Origin of the sequence: Streptomyces sp. NRRL S-378 (assembly GCF_000720645.1) — a bacterium.
Classification (GTDB): domain Bacteria; phylum Actinomycetota; class Actinomycetes; order Streptomycetales; family Streptomycetaceae; genus Streptomyces.
In genome coordinates this window covers 1-20,846 of the sequence record NZ_JOBX01000054.1, presented here as the reverse complement: position 1 = coordinate 20,846, position 20,846 = coordinate 1, and the positions used below count along the sequence as shown (strand labels likewise).

Sequence of the window (20,846 nt, the reverse complement as noted above, 5' to 3'; positions counted from 1 at the left end):
CTAGGCATTCTCCCGGATGCCCGCGAAGAGGTCGGACTCGGGGAGGGAGGTGTCGACGAGCGACTTGGCGAGCTCGTACTCCTCGGTGGGCCAGACCTCCTTCTGGACCTCCATGGGAACGCGGAACCAGCCGCCGTCCGGGTCGATCTGCGTGGCGTGCGCGATGAGCGCCCTGTCACGGATCTCGAAGAAGTCCGCGCAGGGGACGTGGGTGGTCAGGGTCCGCTCCTTGCGCTCGAACTCCTTCCACCGCTCCAGCCACTCGCCGTAGGGGGACTCCAGACCGCGGGAGAGCATCGCCTCGTGCAGGGCGATGGTGCGCGGCTTGTTGAAGCCCTGGTTGTAGTAGAGCTTCTGCGGCTGGTGGGCGGGGCCGTATTCGGCCTCGGGGTACTTCTCGGTGTCCGCCGCGCCGTCGAAGGCCACCATGGAGATCTTGTGGGTCATGATGTGGTCGGGGTGCGGGTAGCCGCCGTTCTCGTCGTACGTGGTGACGACCTGCGGCTTGAACGCGCGGATCTTCTTGACCAGCTCGCCGGCGGCCTCGTGGACGTCCGCGAGGGCGAAGCAGCCGTCGGGGAGCGGGGGCAGCGGGTCGCCCTCGGGCAGGCCGGAGTCGACGTAGCCGAGCCATTCCTGCTGGACGCCGAGGATCTGGCGGGCTTCTTCCATCTCCTTGGCGCGTACCTCGTGGATGTTCTCCTCGATGTACTTGTCGCCCTGGAGCTTGGGGTTCAGTACGGAGCCCCGCTCGCCGCCCGTGCAGGTCACGACCATCACGGGGACCCCCTCGGACACGTACTTGGCCATCGTGGCCGCGCCCTTGCTCGACTCGTCGTCGGGGTGGGCGTGGACGGCCATCAGTCGAAGCTGCTCGGTCAAAACAGGATCCTCTGCGATTCGGCGCGACACTCGGCTTCTATAGTGACCGAACTGGGGGACGGAAAATTCCAGGGATGACCCACCCTCCCCAGCGAGAGGAAAAGATCATGAGCGCGGTGCGCGAGGGACTGCCCGAGGGCCGGTACGGCCGGTCGGCGGACGAGCGTGCGGACCGGAAGCTCAAGATCATCGGCGCTGCGCTGGGTGCCGTCCTGCTGGGCGTGATCGGCTGGATCGGCTGGGACTACGTCGCGGGGCGGAGCGTGAGCGCCGAGGTGATCAAGTTCCAGGTGATTTCGGACACCGAGGTGAAGGTGCACCTGGAGGTCCGCAAGGACGCTTCGGTCACCGGCGTCTGCACCATGGTCTCGCAGGACGAACAGCACGCCGAGGTGGGTCGTGCCGACTTCACCTTCGCCCAGCGGCAGTCGCGGGTCGACGAGGTCGTCTCGGTGAAGACGACCGGCCGGGCCACCATGATCGAGCTGGTCGGATGCCAGCCGGCGGCGTCCGCCGGCTGAGGCGCACGCCGAGGCTTGGGAGCGCGGCCCGAGGGGCAATGCCCCTCTGGGGTCCTCCCCCTTTTCTTCCCGAATTGTTAGGCTCGTGGTTTCGTCCGCCGCTGGCGGGCGTGTAGTCCCCTGTACCGACGAGGAGCACCCGTGACCCAGACGAGCGAGAGCGTCACCTGGCTGACCCAGGCGGCGTACGACCAGCTGAAGGCGGAGCTGGACTACCTCTCTGGTCCCGCCCGCACGGAGATCGCCGCGAAGATCGCAGCCGCCCGCGAGGAGGGTGACCTCCGCGAGAACGGCGGATACCACGCGGCCAAGGAGGAGCAGGGCAAGCAGGAGCTCCGGGTCCGCCAGCTCACGCAGCTCCTGGAGAACGCGAAGGTCGGGACGGCCCCCGCCTCCGACGGCGTGGTGGCGCCGGGCACCCTCGTGAAGATCGCCTTCGACGGCGACGAGGACGACACGATGGAGTTCCTGCTGGCCTCGCGCGAGTACGCGTCCGGGGACTTCGAGACGTACTCCCCGCAGTCCCCGCTGGGCACCGGCGTCATGGGCAAGTCGATCGGCGAGGACGCCGAGTACGAGCTGCCGAACGGCAAGAAGGCCTCGGTCAGGATCCTGGACGTCAAGCCCTTCACCGGCTGATCACCCTCGATCGCGCGATCGCCCGATCACTGTTGGTTCGTGCGTGATGCCCGGCCGGTTCTCCGGCCGGGCATCACGCGTACGGGCCCGATGGCGCGCCGGACCTCGTGGGGATGCCTCAGGACCTCGACGCGGGCGCCGCAGGCGCCACCGCTGTCGGGACGCAGGAGGGTGGTCAGGACGCGTACGGTCGTGGTCCTGGCCGCACCGCCGGGCCGAGCAAGACCCAGGACGGTCCCCGCGGGAGGCCGCAGGGCCCGGGAGGCGGCCCGCCTAGCCGATCACCTTGTACCCGGCGCCGTGCAGCGTCCGGGCGACCTCCGCGCAGTGCTCCGGCCCCTTCGTCTCCAGCTGCAGTTCCACCTCCACCTCCGTGAGGCCCAGCCGCGGGTCGGTCCGCACGTGGCTCACGTCCAGCACGTTCGCGTCGACCACCGACAGCACCCCCAGGAGCCCGGCGAGCGCGCCGGGCCGGTCGGTCACGCGCAGCCGCAGCGACAGGTAGCGGCCCGCCGCCGCCATGCCGTGCCGCAGGATCCGCTGGAGCAGGAGCGGGTCGACGTTCCCGCCGGACAGTACGGCCACCACCGGGCCCTCGCCGTACAGTTCGGGCTCGCTCAGCAGGGCCGCCACCGTGCTGCACCCGGCCGGCTCGACGACGAGCTTCGCCCGTTCCAGGCACAGCAGCAGGGCGCTGGAGAGGGCGTCCTCGGACACCGTGCGCACGTCGTCGAGGAGCTCACCGATGATCCGGAAGGGGACGTCGCCGGGGCGGCCCACCTTGATGCCGTCGGCCATTGTGTTCGGGTCGTCGATCGAGACGGGGTGGCCGGCCCTGAGGGAGGGCGGGTACGCGGCCGCGCCGGCCGCCTGCACCCCGATGACCCGCACGTCGGGCCGCAGCGCCTTCACCGCGACGGCCACGCCGGCGGCGAGCCCGCCGCCGCCGATCCCGACCAGGATGGTGCGCACCTCCGGGCACTGCTCCAGGATCTCCAGGCCCACCGTGCCCTGGCCGGCGATGATGTCGCGGTGGTCGAAGGGGTGGATGAACACCGCCCCGGTGCGGTCGGCGTACTCCTGGGCCGCGGCGAGGGTCTCGTCGACGACCTGGCCGTGCATGCGGACGTCGGCCCCGTACTCCTGGGTCGCCGCGACCTTCGGCAGCGGTGCCCCGACCGGCATGAACACGGTGGAGCGGACCCCGAGGAGGGAGGAGGCGAGCGCCACGCCCTGGGCGTGGTTGCCGGCACTGGCGGCCACGACGCCGGCGGCGCGCTGCTCGGGGCGCAGGCCCGCGATGCGCACGTACGCCCCGCGGAGCTTGAAGGAGCCGGTGCGCTGGAGGTTCTCGCACTTGAAGTGGACCGGCGAGCCGGTGAGGGCGGAGAGGTGCCTGCTGCCTTCCATCGGCGTGACCCGGGAGACGCCGGACAGCATCTTCTGGGCCCCCCGGACGTCGTCGAGGATGACCTGGGGGACGGGCTGGGGCACGCGGTAGTTCATGCCGTCAGTCTCGCAGCCCGGGAGCGGCCGGGCCCGGAGCGTCCGCGGGAGCTCCGGAAGGGGCGGGGCCGGGCCCTGGAGCGGGGGCCGGGGCGCCCTGCGGCGGAGCCCGGGCCGGGCTGATGACGCAGGGGCGAAATCTCGCCATCCGGAACGCCCGTGGGACGGCCGCCCCGGCGGGTCGTACCAGTTCTCGTACGAGGCGTACGAGCCGCCGCAGGGCCGCGTACGCTGTCCCCCATCCTTGTCGGACCCACGCGAAGAGAGCCCACGGCCATGCCTTCCTCCCCGGCCAATTCCGATCTGCCCGTGCAGGCCGAAGCGCCCGCCGGAGCCGGTCTCCTCGACGCGCTCCAGCACCAGGTGGCGGTCTTCGCCCGCCGCGCCGAGCAGACCCGTCTGGGCGGCGTGGGCCAGGCCCGCAACTCGATGGACCGCGCCGCCTACCTGCTGCTCAACCGGCTCGACCTGGAGGGCCCGATGGGCGTCAAGGCGCTCGCCGGCGGCATGGGGATCGACTCGTCCACGGTGACCCGGCAGGTCGCACCGCTGGTCGACGGGGGCCTGGTCAAGCGGACCTCGCACCCCGAGGACGGGCGGGCCGTGGTCCTCGCGCTGTCCCCGCGGGGGCTGGCGCGGCTGGAGGAGGTGCGCTCCTCGCGGCGCGAGCTCATGGCGCGGGTCACGGAGGGCTGGAGCGAGGACGAGCGCGAGTCCTTCACCGGGCTGCTGACGCGCTTCAACCTGTCGCTGTCGGAGCTGATGGCGGCCGTGGCCGAAGCCGGTCCGGCCTCCTGAGCGGAGTACGTCCGTCCTCTTGACCTGACCGGCCCTACCGGCCGCACTATGTGAGCATGCGGGCGGTTGATCAACAGTCCGGCTCCCACGGGGAGTTCGAGGCCTTCGTCGCGGGTGCGGCAGGGCGGCTGCTGCATGTCGCGGTGCTGCTGACCGGTGAACCGGAGCCGGCCCGCCGGCTGCTCGCGGGCGCGCTGGCCCGTACGTACGCGCACTGGCGGCGGCTGCGTGCGGACGACCCATACGACTTCACCCGCCATGAGCTGTGCACGGCCTTCGCCCGGACCGGCTGGCGCCACCACGGCGGGGCCGGCGTGCTGGCGCGGCTGGGCCCGCAGGAGCGGCTCGTGGTGGTCCTGCGGCTCTACGAGGGGCTCGCGGAGGAGGTCACGGCGGCTCAGCTCGGGATGCCGGTGGAGCGGGTCCGCGTGCTGTGCAACCGGGCGGTGTCCCTGCTGAGGGCCCGGGAGGCGGCGTGAGCGGGCTCCCGGACCGGAAGGAGGCCCAGGTCAGGCAGCTCCTTGAGGGCCCGTACCCGGTGGTCCCGACGGGCCTGGCCGCGGGTGCGGCGGCCCGCGGGGACCGGCTCCTGCGGCGGCGGCGGGCACTGCGCAGGTTCGGGTGGGCGGTGCTGTTCGCCGCCGCGGTGGCCTTCGTGGTCTGGGCGTCCCTGACCCGCCCCTGGTCGGGCCCGCCGAGCGGCATCTCCCCACCTCTGGAGGGCTGGTAGCCCCACCCTCCGGCCCCGCCGTGCCGTATCGGCCCCGCCGGGCCGTTCGGCTTCCGGCGGGGCTGGAGTGGCCCGGTGCGGCCGAGACCCGGGCCGGCCCCCGCCGGGCCCGGCTGGACCCGGGTCCGGCGGGGGCGGGGGATCAGCCCAGGGCCTGGGTGAGGTCCGCGATGAGGTCGTCGGCGTTCTCGATGCCCACCGAGACGCGGATCAGGTCCGCCGGGACCTCCAGCGCCGAGCCGGCGACCGACGCGTGCGTCATGCGGCCCGGGTGCTCGATGAGGGACTCGACGCCGCCCAGGGACTCGGCCAGCGTGAAGATCTTGGTACGGCCGCAGACCGCGACGGCCTCCTCCTCGCCGCCGACGACCTGGAAGGAGACCATGCCGCCGAAGTTGCGCATCTGCTTGGCGGCGATCTCGTGGCCCGGGTGCTCGGGCAGACCCGGGTAGAGGACCTTGGTGACCTTCGGGTGGCGCTTGAGCACCTCGACGATCTTGGCTGCGTTCTCCGCGTGCCGGTCCATGCGGACGGCCAGGGTCTTGATGCCCCGCAGCACGACCCACGAGTCGAACGGCCCGGCCACCGCGCCCATCGCGTTCTGGTGGTAGGCCAGTTCCTCGCCGAGCGCCTCGTCGGCGGTGACCAGCGCACCGCCGACGACGTCGGAGTGCCCGCCCATGTACTTGGTCAGCGAGTGCACGACCACGTCCGCGCCCAGCGCCAGGGGCTGCTGGAGGTAGGGCGAGGCGAAGGTGTTGTCCACGACCAGCTTGGCGCCGGCGGTCCGCGCGATGTCGGCGACGACGGCGATGTCGGTGATGCCGAGCAGCGGGTTGGAGGGCGTCTCGACCCAGATGACCTTCGTCTTCGGGGTGAGGGCGGCGCGTACGGAATCGGCGTCGGACGTGTCGGCCACCGACCATTCCACGCCCCAGCGGGAGACGACCTTCGCGAAGAGGCGGAAGGTGCCGCCGTAGGCGTCGTTCGGGATGACGACGTGGTCGCCCGGGGAGAGCAGCGTGCGCAGCAGGCAGTCCTCGGCGGCCAGTCCGGACGCGAAGGCGAGGCCGCGGCGGCCGCCCTCCAGCGCGGCGAGGTTCTCCTCCAGCGCGGTGCGGGTCGGGTTGGCGCTGCGGCTGTACTCGTAGCCGCCGCGCAGGCCGCCGACGCCGTCCTGCTTGTAGGTGGAGACCTGGTAGATCGGGGGCACGACCGCGCCGGTCTGCGGGTCGGCCGTGTTGCCCGCGTGGATCGCGCGGGTCTCGAAGCTCTGGTGCTCGTGGCTGTCGTCGCTCATGGTCAGATGCTATGCCCCGGCCCGGCGTGCACCCCCCTGTTCGCCTCCCGCCCCCTCGGTCTGGTTCGCTGGAGGCATGGAGATTCTGTGGTTCCTGTTCGCGGTGCTCATGATCGTGTTCATCGTCGGCCCGTACGTCCGGCGCCGGCGCGGCGGCGTCCGCCTGGTCGCGCCCGGCAGTCCTGACGCGGCCGACCCGGCGAACTACGGATTCGACCGGCAGGAGGACCTCGACATCCGCCTCCCCGGGCCCGACCAGGACCTGATCGACGCGCTCGACAACGTGCGGCGCACCGGGCAGTGGCAGGCGGCCTCGCAGCTGCTCGCCGGGACCCCGCGGGAGGGCGAGCTGCGCTGGCAGCGCGTCCAGGCCTTCGGCGGGTCGGCGGCGCTGGAGCTGGTGGCGCAGCCCGGGGCGGGCGCGCAGTGGCTGAAGGCGTGGCGGCTGGAGGCGGACAAGGACGCCGGAGGCGCGCAGGTACACGCGGAGCTGCTGGTGCAGCAGGCGTGGCGGCATTCGGGCGGTGTCGGGTCGGAGGACCACCGGATCATCCTGGAGGAGGCCCGGGAGGCGTGCCGCAAGGCCGCGCTGCTGGCTCCGGGGGATCCGGTCCCGTACATCACGGAGCTTTCGATCGCCCGCGGTCTGGCGTACCCGGAGGCGGAGTTCGACGAGCTGTGGGCGAAGGTCATCGACCGGGCGCCGGAGCACATGGGCGCGCACCTGGCGGCGCTGCACTACTGGTGCGCGAAGTGGCACGGCTCGCGGGAGAAGGCCGACGCCTTCTCGCACGCTGCGGCTGCGCGTGCCCCCCAGGGCTCGCTGCTGGCGGCGCTGCCGCTGTTCGCGCTGTACGAGAACCTGCCGGACGTGATCCTGAGCAGCGGCTTCTACCGGAGCGAGGCCGTGACACGGGCGGTGGAGGGCGCGCTGTACGCGGTGCACACGGCCCGCCAGGACGACCCGATGCTGGCGCACGTACGGCACCTGCTGCTGCTCTTCCTGGTCAACATGCAGCGGTGGGCGGAGGCGATGGAGCAGGTCCGGCACGTGGACGGCTACGTCGGCGCCCTGCCGTGGTCGGCGGCGGAGGACCCGGCGGCGCAGTACGCGGTGTACCGGGCGCTGGCGGTGGCGGGCTACGAGGCCAACGGCGGCTCCCCGGCGACGCTTCCGCAGTAGCGCACCCCCTCCCGGCGGGCGGCCGTCCACCCGCCGGGCATCCGCGCCGGAGAGCGGCGCCGCCCGCGGGCCATACCCGCGGGTACCCCCCACGAGCAGCGGCGACGAGCGGTGAATAAGGTTGCCGTAAACAATCTCTGAGCCGCATCATGCGGCGTGGCGGCCATCGACCCCCGCCACACGTCTCAGCACCGCTGTTCTTCATCCCGTGGGGGGATCTGTCCATATGGGCGCTTCTTTGCGCGCCGTGCGCGCGCTCGTCCTGCTCGCCGGCTTCTACCTGCTCGGCGTCATCCTGCTCGCCGCCCTGGTCGGCGTCGACTTCGCCGTCGTCACCTGGCTGCACGGCCCGGTAGCCTTCAAGATCATCATCGTGTCGGTCGTCCTCGCCGTCCCGATCGTCCGTGGCCTGTTCATGCTGCGCACCCCCAAGGGCGAGCCGCCGGCCGGTGTCACCGTCACCGAGGCGCAGGAGCCCGTGCTGTGGCAGACCGTGCGCGAGGTCGCGCAGCAGGTCGGCACCCGCGCCCCCGACGAGATCGTCCTGATCGACGAGGTGAACGCGGCCGTCGCCGAGGACGCCCGGCTGCTGGGCCTGCGGCCCGGGACCCGCCGTCTCTACCTCGGCCTGCCCCTGATGACGGGCCTGGACGAGATGCAGCTGCGCGCCGTGCTCGCCCACGAAATGGGCCACTACGCCAACTTCGACACCCGCCTCACCCCGCTGATCGCCCGCGGCCGCGCCCAGCTGATCCGTACGATCGGCCACTTCCACGAGCGCGCCGACAACAAGGTCGCCAAGGAGCGGGCCCGCCAGGAGAAGCGGGACGAGAAGCGGCTCGCCAAGGGCAAGGACGCCAAGGGCGTCGACACCGCGGGCCAGGGCGCGACGTACCGCGCCATGGCCAAGATCTACATGGCGTACGGCAACTTCTACATGCGGGCCACGCACACCGCCGGCCGCCGCCAGGAGCTCGCCGCCGACCTCGCCTCGGTGCGCGTCGCCGGCCGCGACTCCGCCGCCTCGGCGCTGCGCGAGCTGAACGCCCTCGACTCCGCCCACGGCTTCTACATGAGCTCCTACGCCACCCTCGGCGTCGGCGCCGGTCTGCTGCCCCGCCCCGGCGAGGTCTTCGGCGGCCTGCGCAAGCTGCTCGACGCCCGTGCGGAGGAGCTGGACGGACTGCGCCGGGACCTGTCGACCGAGCCCGCCTCCCCGTACGACTCGCACCCCCCTCTCGCCGAGCGCGTCGCCCGTATCGAGGCCCTGCCCGACGACGGCCGCGCCGGGCAGAGCGCCCGTCCCGCCCTGGAGCTGCTGACCGACGCGGGTGCCGCACTGGCCGCGCTGGAACAGGCCGTCCTCACCCCGGAGGCCCTCGGGCTCCGGCGGATGGACTGGGAGGACCTGGTCCACGAGTCGATGACGCAGTACGTGGGCCAGGGCGCGGAGGAGATCCGTGAGGCCTTCGCCGCCGAGGGCGCCGGCCCCGGGGTGCCCGCCTTCCTCGACGCGGTCGACACCGACCCGGCGGTGCGCTGGCGCATCGCCGACCGGTTCCCGAAGTCGGAGGAGGCCGCGGCCGCCACCGGTCGCACGGCCCGCGAGTTCGCCCGCCCGGTGGTCCGGCGCGCCCTCAACCAGCTGGTCACCGTGGAGCTGACGGGCCGGGGCCAGGCCCGCTGGCAGCTGTCGTGGTCCGACTCGGCCGCCCTGCACTACCCGGCCGAGGGCTTCGAGGACCGGCTCCGCCTGGCCCTGGACGCGGTCGTCGCCGACGTGCCCGACACCGAACCCCTGCGAAAGCTGGTGCTTGCCCCGTGATCGGCCTGTACGTCCTCGGCGCCATGCTGCTGTTCGGCGCGTTCAAGATCCTGCGCGGCATCTACTACATCCGCAAGGCGAAGCGGCTGGAGGCGGAGGTGGCCGCCCTGGAGGGCCGCACCGTGGCATCCGACAGCCGCACCGCCGCCGCCAAGGCCGAGCAGAAGGCCCGGGAGGCGGCCGCGGTCGTCGCGCTGGGCTTCGTGGCGGAGGAGGACCTCGACACCGACAACGCGCTGCCCGTCCCGCCGGAGCGCAAGGCCGCGCTCGACGCGGTCCGCGCCGGCGACTGGGAGGCGGGAGCCGCGTACGTCGAGGCGTGCGGGACGGACTGGGAGGAGCGCTGGCAGCGCGTCCGCGCCCTGGCCGAGGTGGCCGCCGAGGACGACGCCTGGCTGCTGGCCTGGCGTGCGGCCCGCCCGGCCGACGCGACCGCCGCCCTGGTAAACGCCGACACGAGCATCGCGGTGGCGTGGAACGTGCGCGGCAGCCTGACCGCCGAGCACACCACGAGGGAACAGTTCCGGATCTTCCACGAGCTGCTGGTCAAGGCGCAGGCCGACGCGCACGAGGCCCAGCGGCTGGCCGATCCCGCGGACCCGGTCCCGTACATGGTGGAGCAGCCCATCGCGCAGGGCCTGGGCTATGCGCACGAGCAGTACGGCGAGCTGTGGACGCAGATCACCCGCCGCGACCCCAAGGTGCTGACGGCGCACACCAGCGCCCTGCAGTACTGGTGCGCCAAGTGGCGCGGCTCGCACGAGCTGGCCCTGGCCTTCGCCCGGGAGTCGGCCGCCTCGGGCAAGCCGGGTGAGCTGCTGTCGCTGCTGCCGCTGGCGGCGTACGTGGAGCAGGAGATGCGCGAGTCGGACCTCCGGCCGGAGACGTTCTTCAAGGAGCCGGAAGTGGTCGCGGCGGTGGAGGCGGCCCTCGTGGACCTGGCGGCGGCCGACCCGGACGACTGGCGGACGGTCCGGCTGCGGCACCTGCTCGCCTGGTTCCTGTTCTGGCAGGACCGGGACGCGGAGGCGGTCGAGCAGTTCCGGCACATCGACGGGTACATCGGGGCGATGCCCTGGTACTACTCGCCGAGGTCCCGGTACGTGAACGCACGGAACTGGGCGGTGCGCGAGGTCACGCCGGGCCTGTGAGGCACGGTCGGGGGCGGGTCGGGGAATCCCGGCCCGCCCTCCGTGCGTTGTCCCTCCCACAAGGAGGGAATCCATGTTCTCGTACCGCCGTACGCCCGAGCTCCCCACCCGCGAGGAGGCCCTGACGGGCCGCGCGGAGCCGCTGTTCACCCTTCCCGAGAAGCACACCGTGCTGGGCAACCCGCTGGCCGGCCCCTATCCGGCGCACCTGGAGGTCGCCGACTTCGGGCTGGGCTGTTTCTGGGGCGCGGAGCGCAAGTTCTGGCAGACCCCCGGGGTGTGGACCACGCTGGCCGGCTACCAGGGCGGCTTCACGGAGAACCCGACGTACGAGGAGGTGTGCTCGGGCCTGACCGGCCACACCGAAGTCGTCCGCGTGGTCTTCGACCCCGCACAGGTCTCCTACGCGTCCCTGCTCAAGCTGTTCTGGGAGTCCCACGACCCCACGCAGGGCTTCCGCCAGGGCAATGACGTCGGCACCCAGTACCGCTCGGCGGTCTACACGCACTCCCCCGCCCAGCAGGCTACGGCCGAGGCCTCCCGCACGGCCTACCAGCAGGTCCTGGGCTCCTCGGGCTACGGGCAGATCACCACGGCCGTGCTCCCGGCGGCCGAGCGCCCGTTCTGGCCGGCGGAGGCTGCCCACCAGCAGTACCTGGACAAGAACCCGGGCGGCTACTGCGGCATCGGCGGCACGGGCGTCTCCTGCCCGATCGGCGTGGCCGCGGCCCCCGGGGAATGAGGGACCCGGACCCGGCGCACGAGCGCCGACCCGGCTCCGGCAGGCCCACCGGCCTGCCGGGCCGCCGGGCGGGCGGACGCCCTCAGATCGTCGAGGTGTCGATCACGAAGCGGTAGCGGACGTCGCTGGACAGGACGCGTGCGTAGGCCTCGTTGATCCGGTCGGCGTCGATGAGTTCGATCTCCGCGCCCAGGCCGTGCTCCGCGCAGAAGTCCAGCATCTCCTGGGTCTCGGCGATCCCGCCGATCATCGATCCGGCGAGGGTCTTGCGGCCGCCGATGACGGAGAAGAGGTTCAGGGAGACGGGCTCCTCCGGGGCGCCCACGTTCACCAGCGCGCCGTCGACCTTCAGCAGGCCCAGGTACGCGTCCAGGCCGAGCGGGGCCGAGACGGTGGACAGGATCAGGTCGAAGCTCCCGGCGAGCTCCTCGAAGACGGCCTCGTCCGCGGTGGCGTGGAAGTGGGTGGCGCCCAGCCTCCGGCCGTCGGCCTCCTTGCGGAGGGTCTGCGACAGTACGGTGACCTCCGCGCCCAGCGCGTGCGCCAGCTTCACGCCCATGTGGCCGAGGCCCCCGAGGCCGACGACCGCGACCTTCTTGCCCGGGCCCGCCTGCCAGTGCTTCAGCGGCGAGTAAAGGGTGATGCCGGCGCACAGCAGCGGGGCGGCCTCGGCGAGGTCGAGGCCGTCGGGGATGCGGACGGCGTAGTTCTCATCGACGACGAGACGGGTCGAGTAGCCGCCGTAGGTCGGCTCGCCGTTGCGGTCGAGGGCGTTGTAGGTGCCGGTCATGCCCTGCGCGCAGTGCTGCTCCTGGCCGCTGAGGCAGTGCTCGCACGCGCGGCAGGAGTCGACCATGCAGCCGACGCCCACCCGGTCCCCGACCGTGAACCGGGTGACGCCCGTGCCGACTTCGGCGACGACTCCGGCGATCTCGTGACCGGGGACCATGGGGTAGATGCCCTCGCCCCACCCGTCGCGCGCCTGGTGGATGTCGGAGTGGCAGATCCCGGCGTACTTGATGTCGATGAGGACGTCGTGCGGGCCGACGGGGCGGCGCGGGACGGTGGTGCGCTCCAGCGGGGCTCCCGGGGCGGGCGCGGCGTACGCGGCGACCCGGGCGTACGGGGTGGCGGCCTCGGTGGTGGGGGCGTCGGCGGCGGTGACGGTGGCGGACATGGGGTGCGTGCTCCTCGGGACCGTGGTGTCTGCGGTACGCACCACGCTGCCGGTCCGTCGCGCCGGCACCCATCCCCCTGTGCTTCCTAGGACTGGCGAACCTACTACTGCTGGGGTCAGGCTGACGCCCTCCGGGCGGCATCCCGCCCGGCGATACTGGGCGGCATGGACCAGCTTGATCAGCGAGCGTGCCTGGGCGAGTTCCTCCGTTCCCGCCGCGCACGGCTGCGCCCGGAGGACGTGGGCCTGACGGATTACGGGCGCCGTCGGCGCGTTCCGGGGCTGCGCCGGGAGGAACTGGCACAGCTGGCGGGGGTGTCGGTCGCGTACTACACGCGGCTGGAACAGCGCGACGGGCACAACGTGTCGGCGGAGGTGCTGGACGCCATCGCGCGGGCCCTGCGACTGGACGGCACCGAGCGGGCGCACCTGATGGACCTGGCGCGCCCCAAGGCGCGCAGGCGGCGGCCGAGCCGGCGGCCCCAGCAGGTACGGCCGGCGCTGCGCACGCTGATGGACGCGATGGACGGCGTACCGGCGTACCTGGTGGGACACCGTCAGGACGTCATCGGCTGGAACCGGCTGGCGGCCGCGCTCTTCGGGGACTTCGGGACGCTTCCCGCGGCGGAACGCAATCTGGTCCGGCTGATGTTCCTGGACCCGGCGACCGCCGAGCTGTACGGGGAGTGGGAGTGCCAGGCGTGCTGGGTCGTCAGCAACCTGCGGATGTACGCGGGCCAGCACCCGGACGACGAGCAGTTGTCGGCGCTGGTCGGGGAGTTGTCGGTGAAGAACGAGGAGTTCCGGCGGCTGTGGGCGGCGCACACGGTGGCGGACAAGACGCACGGGGTGAAGCTGCTGAGGCATCCGCTCGTCGGGGAGATGCGCCTGTCCTTCGAGACGCTGACGCTCCCCGACGATCCGACGCAGGCCCTGATCACCTTCCACGCGGAGCCGGGCTCGGCCTCCGAGGACGCCCTGCGCCTGCTGGCGTCCTGGGACGCGCAGCGGGCCGCCGAGCAGGCCGCCGGAGCGGCCGCCGGGCACGCGACCGGGCAGGAGGCCGTCCCGGCGGAGGGCGCCGAGCGGGCCGCCCGCCCCGGGGTGGCGGCCTGCGTCCGGGACGCGGCTACAGCTTGATCTGGTAGATGCCCACGCCGCGCTCCCGCCGGTAACCGAGCGCCTCGTTGACCGCCCGCATGGGGCCGTTCTCGTCCGCCACCGTGGTGGCGATGCGGCGCAGCCGCGGGTGGCGGGCTGCGGCCTGAGCGGCCATGTGCGCCTTCACGGCCCGTCCCAGGCCGTGGCCGCGGTGGGCGGGTACCACCACCGTGTCGTACTGGACGGCGCTCGTGCCCTCGGGATCCGGCAGGACGATCTCCGTGTACGCCGCCACCTCGCCCCCGGGGGTGACCGCGGCGACCGTGATCATCTCGCCGCCCCGGTCGAGGACCAGCTGCTGGAGGGTGTGCAACCGCTCGGGCGTCCAGGTCTGGATCCGCTCGTCCATGTCGCCGGTCGGCGCGTCCTCCATGGCCGCGTGGGCGGCGGCCGCGGCCGGCGCCCACGCGGCCGGGACGAGGCCGTGCCAGGTGTGGAGCTCGTAGCCGGGCGGGGCCGGGTCCGGTACGGGTGCGACGGCCGGGACGTCCTGTGCGTACCAGGCCATCGGCAGGACGTTCTCGAAGCCCATCGCCTCCGCGAAGGCCTGGCCGGGGCCGCCGAGGTCCAGCATGACCGCGACCGAGGTCCGGCCGTCCGCGAGGAGTTCCTCGCGGACCCGCTCCCACAGGGCGGTGCCGACACCCCGGCGCCGGGCCTCGGGACGCACGGTCAGCACGTCCAGGAACGCGGTGTGCGTGTTGCCCTCCTCGGTGAACAGGAGCAGGGCGGCCACCCCGTCGCCCCCGGCCCGGCCCCGGCCGCCGCCCTCGCCGGCCGTCCACAGCACGGGCCGGCCGCGCGCCGGCGTCACGCGCAGCCGTCCGGCGACCTCCACCCGGGAGGGCGGGGGCAGGTGCGGCAGGTCGACGGCCGCGGCCGCGGTGAGGACCGCCAGCCAGGTGTCCACCTCGGTGTCGGACGGGGGCGGGACGAGGGAGTGGATCATCATGGCCCCGACCTTAGGGATTGCGCCGGCGCGCCGCCCCGGAGTTTTCGGCCGTCGTGCGGCCGGGACGGCGAACGGCGGGGAACCGTGGGGTTCCCCGCCGTTCGCGGTGGTACGGGCCTGCGGCCCGCCGTGCCGGGTGTCAGGCGGCCGAGCCGGCCTTCCAGTCGGCCCAGTTCATGTTCCAGCCGTTGAGGCCGTTGTCCGGCTTGATGGTCTTGTCCGGGGAGTTGATCACCGTGACGACGTCGCCGATGAGCGAGTTGTCGTAGAACCAGGCGGCCGGCTGGTTGGGGTCGCCCGCGCCCTTGACGTCGTTCAGGCCCACGCAGCCGTGGCTGGTGTTCACGCTGCCGAAGATCGAGTCCGCACCCCAGTAGTTGCCGTGGAGGAAGGTCCCGGAGTTCGACAGGCGCATGGCGTGCGGCACGTCCTTGATGTCGTACTCGCCCTTGCCGTCGGCGTCCGTGAAGCCCACGGTGGCGCCGTTCATACGGGTCTCCTTGAACTTCTCGGAGATCACCATCTGGCCGTTGTAGGTCGGGTTGGCCGGGGCGCCCGCGGAGATCGGGATGGTCTTGATGACCGCGCCGTCCCGGGTGACCGTCATCTTCTTCGTCTTCGCGTCGACCGTGGACACCTGGCTGCGGCCGATCTTGAAGGTGACGGTCTTGCTCTGGACGCCCTGGACGCCGGGAGCGCCCTGGACGCCCTCCAGCGCCAGCTTCAGCGTGACGGTGGAGCCCGCCTGCCAGTACTGCTCGGGGCGGAAGTCCAGGCGCTGGGCGCTGAACCAGTGGCCGACGACCTCCTGGCCGCTGCTGGAGGAGACCGTGATGCCCGCCTGGACGGCCTTCTTGTCCTTGATCGCCTTGTTGAAGGTGATCGAGACCGGCATGCCGACGCCGACGGTCTGGCCCTCCTCCGGCACGAAGGAGGCCACGAAGCTGTTCTCGGGGGAGACGGTCGTGAAGGAGGCGTTCTCGTGCGCCTCCTTGCCGTCCGCGTCCTTGGCCGTCGCCGACAGGGCGTACTTGGTCGAGCGCTTCAGCGCACCCTTGGGCTTCCAGCTCTTGCCGTCGGCGGCTATGTCGCCGGCCACGGCCGTGCCCTCGCTCGTCTTCAGCTCGACCTGGGTCAGCGTGCCGTCGGTGACGGCGACGTTGGCCGCGTCGTTGAGGCCGACATTGGTCGCGCCGTCCTTCGGGCTTATGGTGATCTTGGCCTTCGAGGCGTCCTTGGCCGCTGCCGCGTCCACGTCCGCCTGGGACTTGCTGGCCTCCCCGTTGCCCTTGGGGTCCCCGCCACCCTCGTCGTTGCACGCCGAGAGCACCAGTACGCCGCCGAGCACGACGGATATGGCCGCCAGGGACCTTCTCCGTCGCTTGCTGTCCGTCCTCACACGCCACTCCATCGTTGCCGGAAACCCCGAGACCGCCGTCCCGGGGTTGGCCCGCCGGGGGGACGCAGCCCCCCGCCTGGTCCTGACAACGCGTTAACGGCGCCGGCCGGTTCCACATTCCGTTCGGATGTGGGCAACCACACGGTCAGGCGTTGTCGGGTTCTTCGTCGAAGTCCCCATCTTCCTCGTCGAGGTCCCACTCCAACGACTCGGGGTCGTATTCGACGGGCTCGCTGCTCCACGAGGCCTGCGCGAGTTCCACCCCGGGGATGTCCAGGACCAGGTCGGTGGGGTCGACGAGGTAGGCCAGCGCTTCCGATTCGTCCTCCCGGACGGCGGCCTCCGCATGGCTGCGCTCCTCGTCCGGCATGAACTCGTCGGCCTTGATGTGGGCGAGCGCCGCACCCGTGAGCGCCTGGGCGTCCGGCACTTCAAGCACCAGATCCACCCGAAGTCGTACATATCGTGATGTCTCAGAAGGGTTCATACGACGGAGAGTAAGCCCGGGGAAGCCCTGACTTTCCCGCGACCCGCCCCTTTCCGTAGCATCACCGCACACGGCCAATTCGCTGCTGCCACAAGGGGGATCGCACCGTGTCCGCACGCCGACCGCTGCTCACCGCTCTCGGAGCGACCACCCTCCTCGCCGCCCTGTGGTTCGTGCCCTCGGCGGGCGCGACCGCCCCGGAAGCGGCCGAGGGCCCCTCCGCCGTACCCACGGGCGCGAACACCGCGGAGGCCGCCGACGGAGCGGCTCCCACCGGGACGATCACGGGCGCGGCGCCTTCCGCTTCGGGTACGCGGGCGCAGTCCCTCTCGCTCGCGGACACCGGTTCCGTCGACACCGCCCCCTACCTCCTGGGCGGCACCTTCTGCCTCGGCGTCGGGGCCGCCTTCGTGGCCTTCTCGGTACGCCGCTCCCCCGGCTCGTAGAGCACCCGTACGACGACGAAGGGCCGCCCCGGAATCTCTCCCGGGGCGGCCCTTCGGTCGTGCGGCGCGGGCGCCCGTCGTCAGGCGAGCGGACCCGTGACCTGCTCCACCGCGGCGAGCAGCCCGCCCGTACGGACGAACTCGTCGGCGGCGGCCAGGTCGGGGGCGAGGAAACGGTCCGGCCCGGGACCCTGCACGCCCGCCTCGCGGGCGGCGGCGATCGCGGCCAGGCTGGCCGGGGCGGCCGTCAGACCGTGGCGCAGCTCGATGGCGCGGGTGGCCGCGTACAGCTCGATGGCGATGATCCGCGTCAGGTTGTCGACGGCGGTGCGCAGCTTGCGCGCGGCCGACCAGCCCATCGAGACGTGGTCCTCCTGCATGGCGGAGGAGGGGATCGAGTCGGCCGAGGCCGGCACCGCGAGCCGCTTCATCTCGCTGACCAGGGCGGCCTGCGTGTACTGGGCGATCATCAGGCCGGAGTCGACGCCGGCGTCGTCCGCGAGGAACGGCGGCAGGCCGTGCGAGCGGTTCTTGTCGAGGAGCCGGTCGGTGCGCCGCTCGGCGATGGAACCGAGGTCGGCGGCGGCGATGGCGAGGAAGTCCAGGACGTAGGCGACGGGGGCGCCGTGGAAGTTGCCGTTGGACTCCACGCGGCCGTCGGGCAGCACCACCGGGTTGTCGACGGCGGAGGCCAGCTCGCGCGAGGCGACCAGGGCGGCGTGCGCCATGGTGTCGCGGCCGGCGCCGGCGACCTGCGGGGCGCAGCGCACGGAGTAGGCGTCCTGCACGCGCGGCGCGGACTCCTCCTGGAAGTGCCCGGTCAGCCCGGAGCCCTTCAGCACGGCGGCCATGTTGGCGGCGGAGGCGCCCTGGCCCGGGTGCGGGCGGATGGCGTGCAGCTCGGGCTGGAGGACCTTGTCGGTGCCGAGCAGCGCCTCCAGGGTGAGGGCGGCGGTGATGTCGGCGGACTTGTAGAGCCGGTCGAGGTCGGCGAGGGCCATGACCAGCATGCCGAGCATGCCGTCGGTGCCGTTGAGGAGGGCGAGGCCCTCCTTCTCGCGGAGTTCGACGGGCTCGATGCCGTGCGCGGCGAGCAGCTCGCCGGCGGGGCGGACGACGCCGTCGGGGCCCTCGGCGTCGCCCTCGCCCATCAGCGCGAGTGCGCAGTGGGACAGCGGCGCCAGGTCGCCGGAGCAGCCCAGGGAGCCGTACTCGTGGACGACCGGGGTGATCCCGGCGTTGAGCACGTCGGCCATGGTCTGCGCCACGGAGGGGCGCACCCCGGTGTGGCCGGAGGCGACGGTCTTCAGGCGGAGGAACATCAGCGCGCGGACCACCTCGCGCTCGACGCGCGGGCCCATGCCGGCGGCGTGCGAGCGGACGATGTTGCGCTGGAGCTGGGCGCGCAGCTCGGGACTGATGTGCCGGGAGGCGAGGGCGCCGAACCCGGTGGACACCCCGTAGACGGGTTCGGGCTTGGCGGCCAGCGCGTCGACGATCTCCCGGGCGCGGGCGAGTGCGTCGAGCGCCTCGCCGGACAGCTCGACCCGTGCGTTGCCGCGGGCAACGGCGATGACGTCCTCGGCGGTGGTACCGGACGTCCCCACCACGACAGTGTGCATATCCATATTCAGCACCCTACGGATTGAATCGCTACATGTCACTAGCTGGAACTGTCACGATCGCGCAGCCACTGGACCCCTTACGCAACGAGGCGCCCCGCACCGGCCCCGCGGTCACTGGCGGCCGCGGAAGCGCCGCCGTTCCCCCGGAGCCTCCTGGGCGGCGGCGTCCGCCAGCCGCACCACCGCCGTGTCCCGGCCCGCCACCACCGGACCGGCCGAACGGGCCGCCTTGGCCTTGTACTGGGCGGCGTCCGCGAGCCGGAACAGCCGCCTGGAGGACTTCACCGGCCCGATCGGGTCCCCGGTGGAGGCCACCCCGCAGGCCACGCCCTCGCCCAGTTCCAGCTCGGCAGCGCGCGCGCACAGCTCCTCGCCGACCCGGACCACGTCGTCCGCCGACGGGCCGACCCCGACCAGGCAGAACTCGTCGCCGCCGAGGCGCGCCACCAGCGCGCCCGGCAGTATGGCCCCGCACAGGCTCAGCACCGACCCGAACCGCTCCAGCAGCCGGTCGCCCATGGCGTGCCCGAGGGTGTCGTTGACCTTCTTCAGGCCGTTCAGGTCACAGACGACGAGACTGACGACGACGCCGGTCCGCCGGTGCTCCTCCAGTGCCTCGTCGAGGCGCATGTCGACCGCACGGCGGTTGGCGAGCCCGGTCAGCGGATCGGTGAAGGCGAGCCTGCGCGCCTCCTCGAGGCGCTCGTTCTGCGCGAGGCCGGCCGCCACCACGGCGGCGAGCACGGTGGCGAACTCCGCGTCGTCACCGTCGAAGTCGGGCAGCCCCTCGTCCCGGGCCACGTACAGCTCACCCCAGGCCCGGCCGCTGAGCACGACGGGCGCCACCACGCACGTACCGCGGCCGCGGCGGCGCAGGGCCTCGCCGCGCCGCCCCGGACGGTCGCCGACGGCGCTCTCGACCCAGGCGTGCGGGCCTCCACCGCCCACCCACCGCTCGTGCAGGAACTCGGTGATCTCGGGGAAGTCGTGCACCGGGTAGGACTCGTCCTCGGGGAACTCCTCCTCGTCCGACCGCCGCTCGCCCTCGTTGACGAGCACCCGCAGGCACCCCCGCTCGCGCTCCCACGCGGAGATCGCGGCGAACGAGCCGTCCATCGCCAGGCGCGCACCCCGCGCGGCCGCCCGCACACTGTCGCGCGGCGTGCTCGCCGCGGCCATCGCCTGGGCGAGGCCCACCACGGCTCGCAGCCGCCCGTCAGCTCCCATCACCCCAGGTTAGGGAGTTTTGTCGGATTTTGAGATAAATGGCGCGAGTTTCGATGCGCCCGAGGTCTTCGCGGGCCGACCGGGGCCCGCCGGGGCCGGGCCGGGCACGATGCCCGGCCGGGCCCGGCGGGTGCCTACTCCCCCGGCCAGTTCGGCGTGCGCTTCTCGTTGAACGCCGCCACGCCCTCCGCACGGTCACCGGAGAAGGCGACCGTCCGCCAGGCTGCGTCCTCGATCTCCAGCCCGGCCGCCAGGTCCATTCCGTGCCCCAGCCGCAGCGCGCGCTTGGCGGCCCGCAGGCCCACCGGCGAGTTCGCGGCCATCCGCGACGCCAGGGCCAGCGCCTCGGCCGTGTCCCGGCCGGCCGGCACCACGGAGTCCACCAGGCCCAGGGAGAGCGCCTCGGCGGCCTCCACCCGGCGCGCGGTGAAGATCAGCTCGGCGGCCCGCGCCGCCCCGACGCGGCGCGGCAGCAGCTGCGTGCCGCCGCCGCCGGGGATGACGCCCACCGAGACCTCCGGCAGGCCGACCACCGCGGTCTCGTCGGCGACGATCACGTCGCAGGCCAGGGCCAGCTCGAAGCCGCCGCCCAGCGCGAACCCGTGCACGGCCGCGACCGTCGGCATCGGCAGCTCCAGCACACCGCCGTAGGCACCGCGCGTGGTGGGCCGCTGCCGCACCAGCTCGGCGTCCGACAGCGAGTTGCGCTCCTTGAGGTCGGCCCCGACGCAGAAGGCCCGCTCCGCGGCGGAGGAGAGCACGACGACCCGTACGGAACGGTCCGCGGCCAGCGCGGCACAGGCCGCGCCGATGGCGCGGGCCATGTCGGTCGACACCGCGTTCATGGCCTTGGGGCGGTCCAGGACCAGCTCCGCGACCCCGCCCTCGTGGCGGCGCACCGCCACGAACTCCGACTCGAACTCGGACGCCATAGGACCCTCCCGGTTAACGAACGTTACGTCGGGATAGTAGGCGGTGTCCCGCCGATCGGTACGGGCCCGTGGCGCATTGCAGTGCGGCCGTGACGTCCCCCGCCCGACCGCAGGCGCCGGAGACGGCCCGGGCGGGGGTGGCGGGGGCCCGGGCGGGGCGGGG

Annotated in this window: 21 protein-coding genes and 1 pseudogene; 11 read left to right on the top strand and 11 right to left on the bottom strand. The window is 72.9% G+C overall.

Going from position 1 to position 20,846, the window contains the following annotated elements; genetic code table 11:
* Entirely contained in the window at nt 1-882 is an 882-nt protein-coding gene (mca, locus tag IH80_RS0129570; protein ID WP_037881454.1) for a mycothiol conjugate amidase Mca, read from the bottom strand.
* 107 nt (nt 883-989) lie between these two features.
* On the opposite strand from mca, the gene IH80_RS0129565 reads away from it, so the two are divergent.
* Nucleotides 990-1,403, top strand: a complete 414-nt coding sequence (locus IH80_RS0129565; protein ID WP_030964566.1) for a DUF4307 domain-containing protein — start codon at nt 990-992, stop codon at nt 1,401-1,403.
* A 141-nt stretch (nt 1,404-1,544) separates the two neighbouring features.
* Nucleotides 1,545-2,042, top strand: a complete 498-nt coding sequence (greA, locus tag IH80_RS0129560) for a transcription elongation factor GreA (protein ID WP_030964565.1) — start codon at nt 1,545-1,547, stop codon at nt 2,040-2,042.
* Nucleotides 2,043-2,128: 86 nt separating this feature from the next.
* Here the strand turns inward: greA and IH80_RS46335 are convergent.
* Nucleotides 2,129-2,287 (bottom strand): annotated as a pseudogene (locus IH80_RS46335) (daunorubicin/doxorubicin resistance ABC transporter ATP-binding protein DrrA); the annotation flags it as partial.
* A gap of 28 nt (nt 2,288-2,315) precedes the next feature.
* Nucleotides 2,316-3,548, bottom strand: a complete 1,233-nt coding sequence (gene ilvA / locus IH80_RS0129555; RefSeq protein WP_030964564.1) for a threonine ammonia-lyase — start codon at nt 3,546-3,548, stop codon at nt 2,316-2,318.
* A gap of 276 nt (nt 3,549-3,824) precedes the next feature.
* Here ilvA and IH80_RS0129550 point away from each other — a divergent pair, with 276 nt between their 5' ends.
* The 3 genes from IH80_RS0129550 to IH80_RS0129540 are packed head-to-tail and all read left to right on the top strand — an operon-like array spanning nt 3,825 to nt 5,076.
* Nucleotides 3,825-4,346 (top strand): MarR family winged helix-turn-helix transcriptional regulator, encoded by a 522-nt coding sequence (locus tag IH80_RS0129550; protein WP_046779115.1) that lies wholly within the window; start codon nt 3,825-3,827, stop codon nt 4,344-4,346.
* A gap of 56 nt (nt 4,347-4,402) precedes the next feature.
* Entirely contained in the window at nt 4,403-4,825 is a 423-nt protein-coding gene (locus IH80_RS0129545; protein ID WP_030964561.1) for a sigma factor-like helix-turn-helix DNA-binding protein, read from the top strand.
* Nucleotides 4,822-5,076: a hypothetical protein gene (locus tag IH80_RS0129540; RefSeq protein ID WP_030964560.1), complete on the top strand. Its 255-nt coding sequence runs from the start codon at nt 4,822-4,824 to the stop codon at nt 5,074-5,076. Before IH80_RS0129545 ends, IH80_RS0129540 begins: the two co-directional genes overlap by 4 nt.
* A gap of 142 nt (nt 5,077-5,218) precedes the next feature.
* Here IH80_RS0129540 and IH80_RS0129535 read toward each other — a convergent pair whose 3' ends face one another.
* Nucleotides 5,219-6,376 (bottom strand): cystathionine gamma-synthase, encoded by a 1,158-nt coding sequence (locus tag IH80_RS0129535; protein ID WP_030964559.1) that lies wholly within the window; start codon nt 6,374-6,376, stop codon nt 5,219-5,221.
* A 76-nt stretch (nt 6,377-6,452) separates the two neighbouring features.
* Between IH80_RS0129535 and IH80_RS0129530 the strand changes: the two genes are divergently transcribed.
* The 4 genes from IH80_RS0129530 to msrA all read left to right on the top strand — a co-directional run bounded on the left by IH80_RS0129530 (nt 6,453) and on the right by msrA (nt 11,277).
* Nucleotides 6,453-7,559 carry a hypothetical protein gene (locus IH80_RS0129530; RefSeq protein WP_030964557.1) on the top strand — a complete coding sequence of 369 codons (1,107 nt, stop codon included), beginning with the start codon at nt 6,453-6,455 and terminating at the stop codon, nt 7,557-7,559.
* Nucleotides 7,560-7,785: 226 nt separating this feature from the next.
* Entirely contained in the window at nt 7,786-9,384 is a 1,599-nt protein-coding gene (locus IH80_RS0129525; protein ID WP_030964555.1) for a M48 family metallopeptidase, read from the top strand.
* Nucleotides 9,381-10,535, top strand: coding sequence for a hypothetical protein (locus IH80_RS0129520; RefSeq protein ID WP_051810109.1), 1,155 nt, complete (start codon nt 9,381-9,383; stop codon nt 10,533-10,535). The genes IH80_RS0129525 and IH80_RS0129520 overlap by 4 nt, the downstream gene beginning before the upstream one ends.
* Nucleotides 10,536-10,608: 73 nt before the next feature.
* The gene (gene msrA, locus IH80_RS0129515; protein WP_030964552.1) at nt 10,609-11,277 is read left to right on the top strand and encodes a peptide-methionine (S)-S-oxide reductase MsrA; all 669 of its coding nucleotides are present in this window, start codon (nt 10,609-10,611) and stop codon (nt 11,275-11,277) included.
* Between the two features lie 82 nt (nt 11,278-11,359).
* Here the strand turns inward: msrA and IH80_RS0129510 are convergent, their stop codons facing one another.
* Entirely contained in the window at nt 11,360-12,454 is a 1,095-nt protein-coding gene (locus IH80_RS0129510) for an NAD(P)-dependent alcohol dehydrogenase (RefSeq protein ID WP_030964551.1), read from the bottom strand.
* Between the two features lie 165 nt (nt 12,455-12,619).
* Here IH80_RS0129510 and IH80_RS0129505 point away from each other — a divergent pair, with 165 nt between their 5' ends.
* The gene (locus IH80_RS0129505) at nt 12,620-13,594 is read left to right on the top strand and encodes a helix-turn-helix transcriptional regulator (RefSeq protein ID WP_078906803.1); all 975 of its coding nucleotides are present in this window, start codon (nt 12,620-12,622) and stop codon (nt 13,592-13,594) included.
* On the opposite strand, the gene IH80_RS0129500 is transcribed toward IH80_RS0129505, so the two are convergent.
* The 3 genes from IH80_RS0129500 to IH80_RS42790 form a co-directional block, all read right to left on the bottom strand.
* The gene (locus IH80_RS0129500) at nt 13,584-14,567 is read right to left on the bottom strand and encodes a GNAT family N-acetyltransferase (RefSeq protein WP_051810107.1); all 984 of its coding nucleotides are present in this window, start codon (nt 14,565-14,567) and stop codon (nt 13,584-13,586) included. The two genes, IH80_RS0129505 and IH80_RS0129500, sit on opposite strands and share 11 nt — an antisense overlap.
* Nucleotides 14,568-14,706: 139 nt before the next feature.
* A complete protein-coding gene (locus tag IH80_RS0129495; protein WP_030964548.1) occupies nt 14,707-15,978 on the bottom strand; it encodes a L,D-transpeptidase in 1,272 nt (423 codons plus the stop codon).
* A 133-nt stretch (nt 15,979-16,111) separates the two neighbouring features.
* A complete protein-coding gene (locus IH80_RS42790) occupies nt 16,112-16,405 on the bottom strand; it encodes a hypothetical protein (protein ID WP_030964547.1) in 294 nt (97 codons plus the stop codon).
* Between the two features lie 155 nt (nt 16,406-16,560).
* Here IH80_RS42790 and IH80_RS0129485 point away from each other — a divergent pair, with 155 nt between their 5' ends.
* The gene (locus IH80_RS0129485; protein WP_030964545.1) at nt 16,561-16,899 is read left to right on the top strand and encodes a hypothetical protein; all 339 of its coding nucleotides are present in this window, start codon (nt 16,561-16,563) and stop codon (nt 16,897-16,899) included.
* Between the two features lie 80 nt (nt 16,900-16,979).
* Here the strand turns inward: IH80_RS0129485 and hutH are convergent, their stop codons facing one another.
* The 3 genes from hutH to IH80_RS0129470 form a co-directional block, all read right to left on the bottom strand.
* Complete coding sequence (gene hutH / locus IH80_RS0129480; protein ID WP_030964544.1) at nt 16,980-18,521, bottom strand: histidine ammonia-lyase; 1,542 nt, start codon at nt 18,519-18,521, stop codon at nt 16,980-16,982.
* 114 nt (nt 18,522-18,635) lie between these two features.
* Nucleotides 18,636-19,751: a GGDEF domain-containing protein gene (locus tag IH80_RS0129475; protein WP_030964541.1), complete on the bottom strand. Its 1,116-nt coding sequence runs from the start codon at nt 19,749-19,751 to the stop codon at nt 18,636-18,638.
* A gap of 134 nt (nt 19,752-19,885) precedes the next feature.
* On the bottom strand, nt 19,886-20,683 hold the full coding sequence (locus IH80_RS0129470) for an enoyl-CoA hydratase/isomerase family protein (protein WP_030964540.1): 798 nt from the start codon (nt 20,681-20,683) through the stop codon (nt 19,886-19,888).
* Nucleotides 20,684-20,846 lie beyond the last annotated feature (163 nt).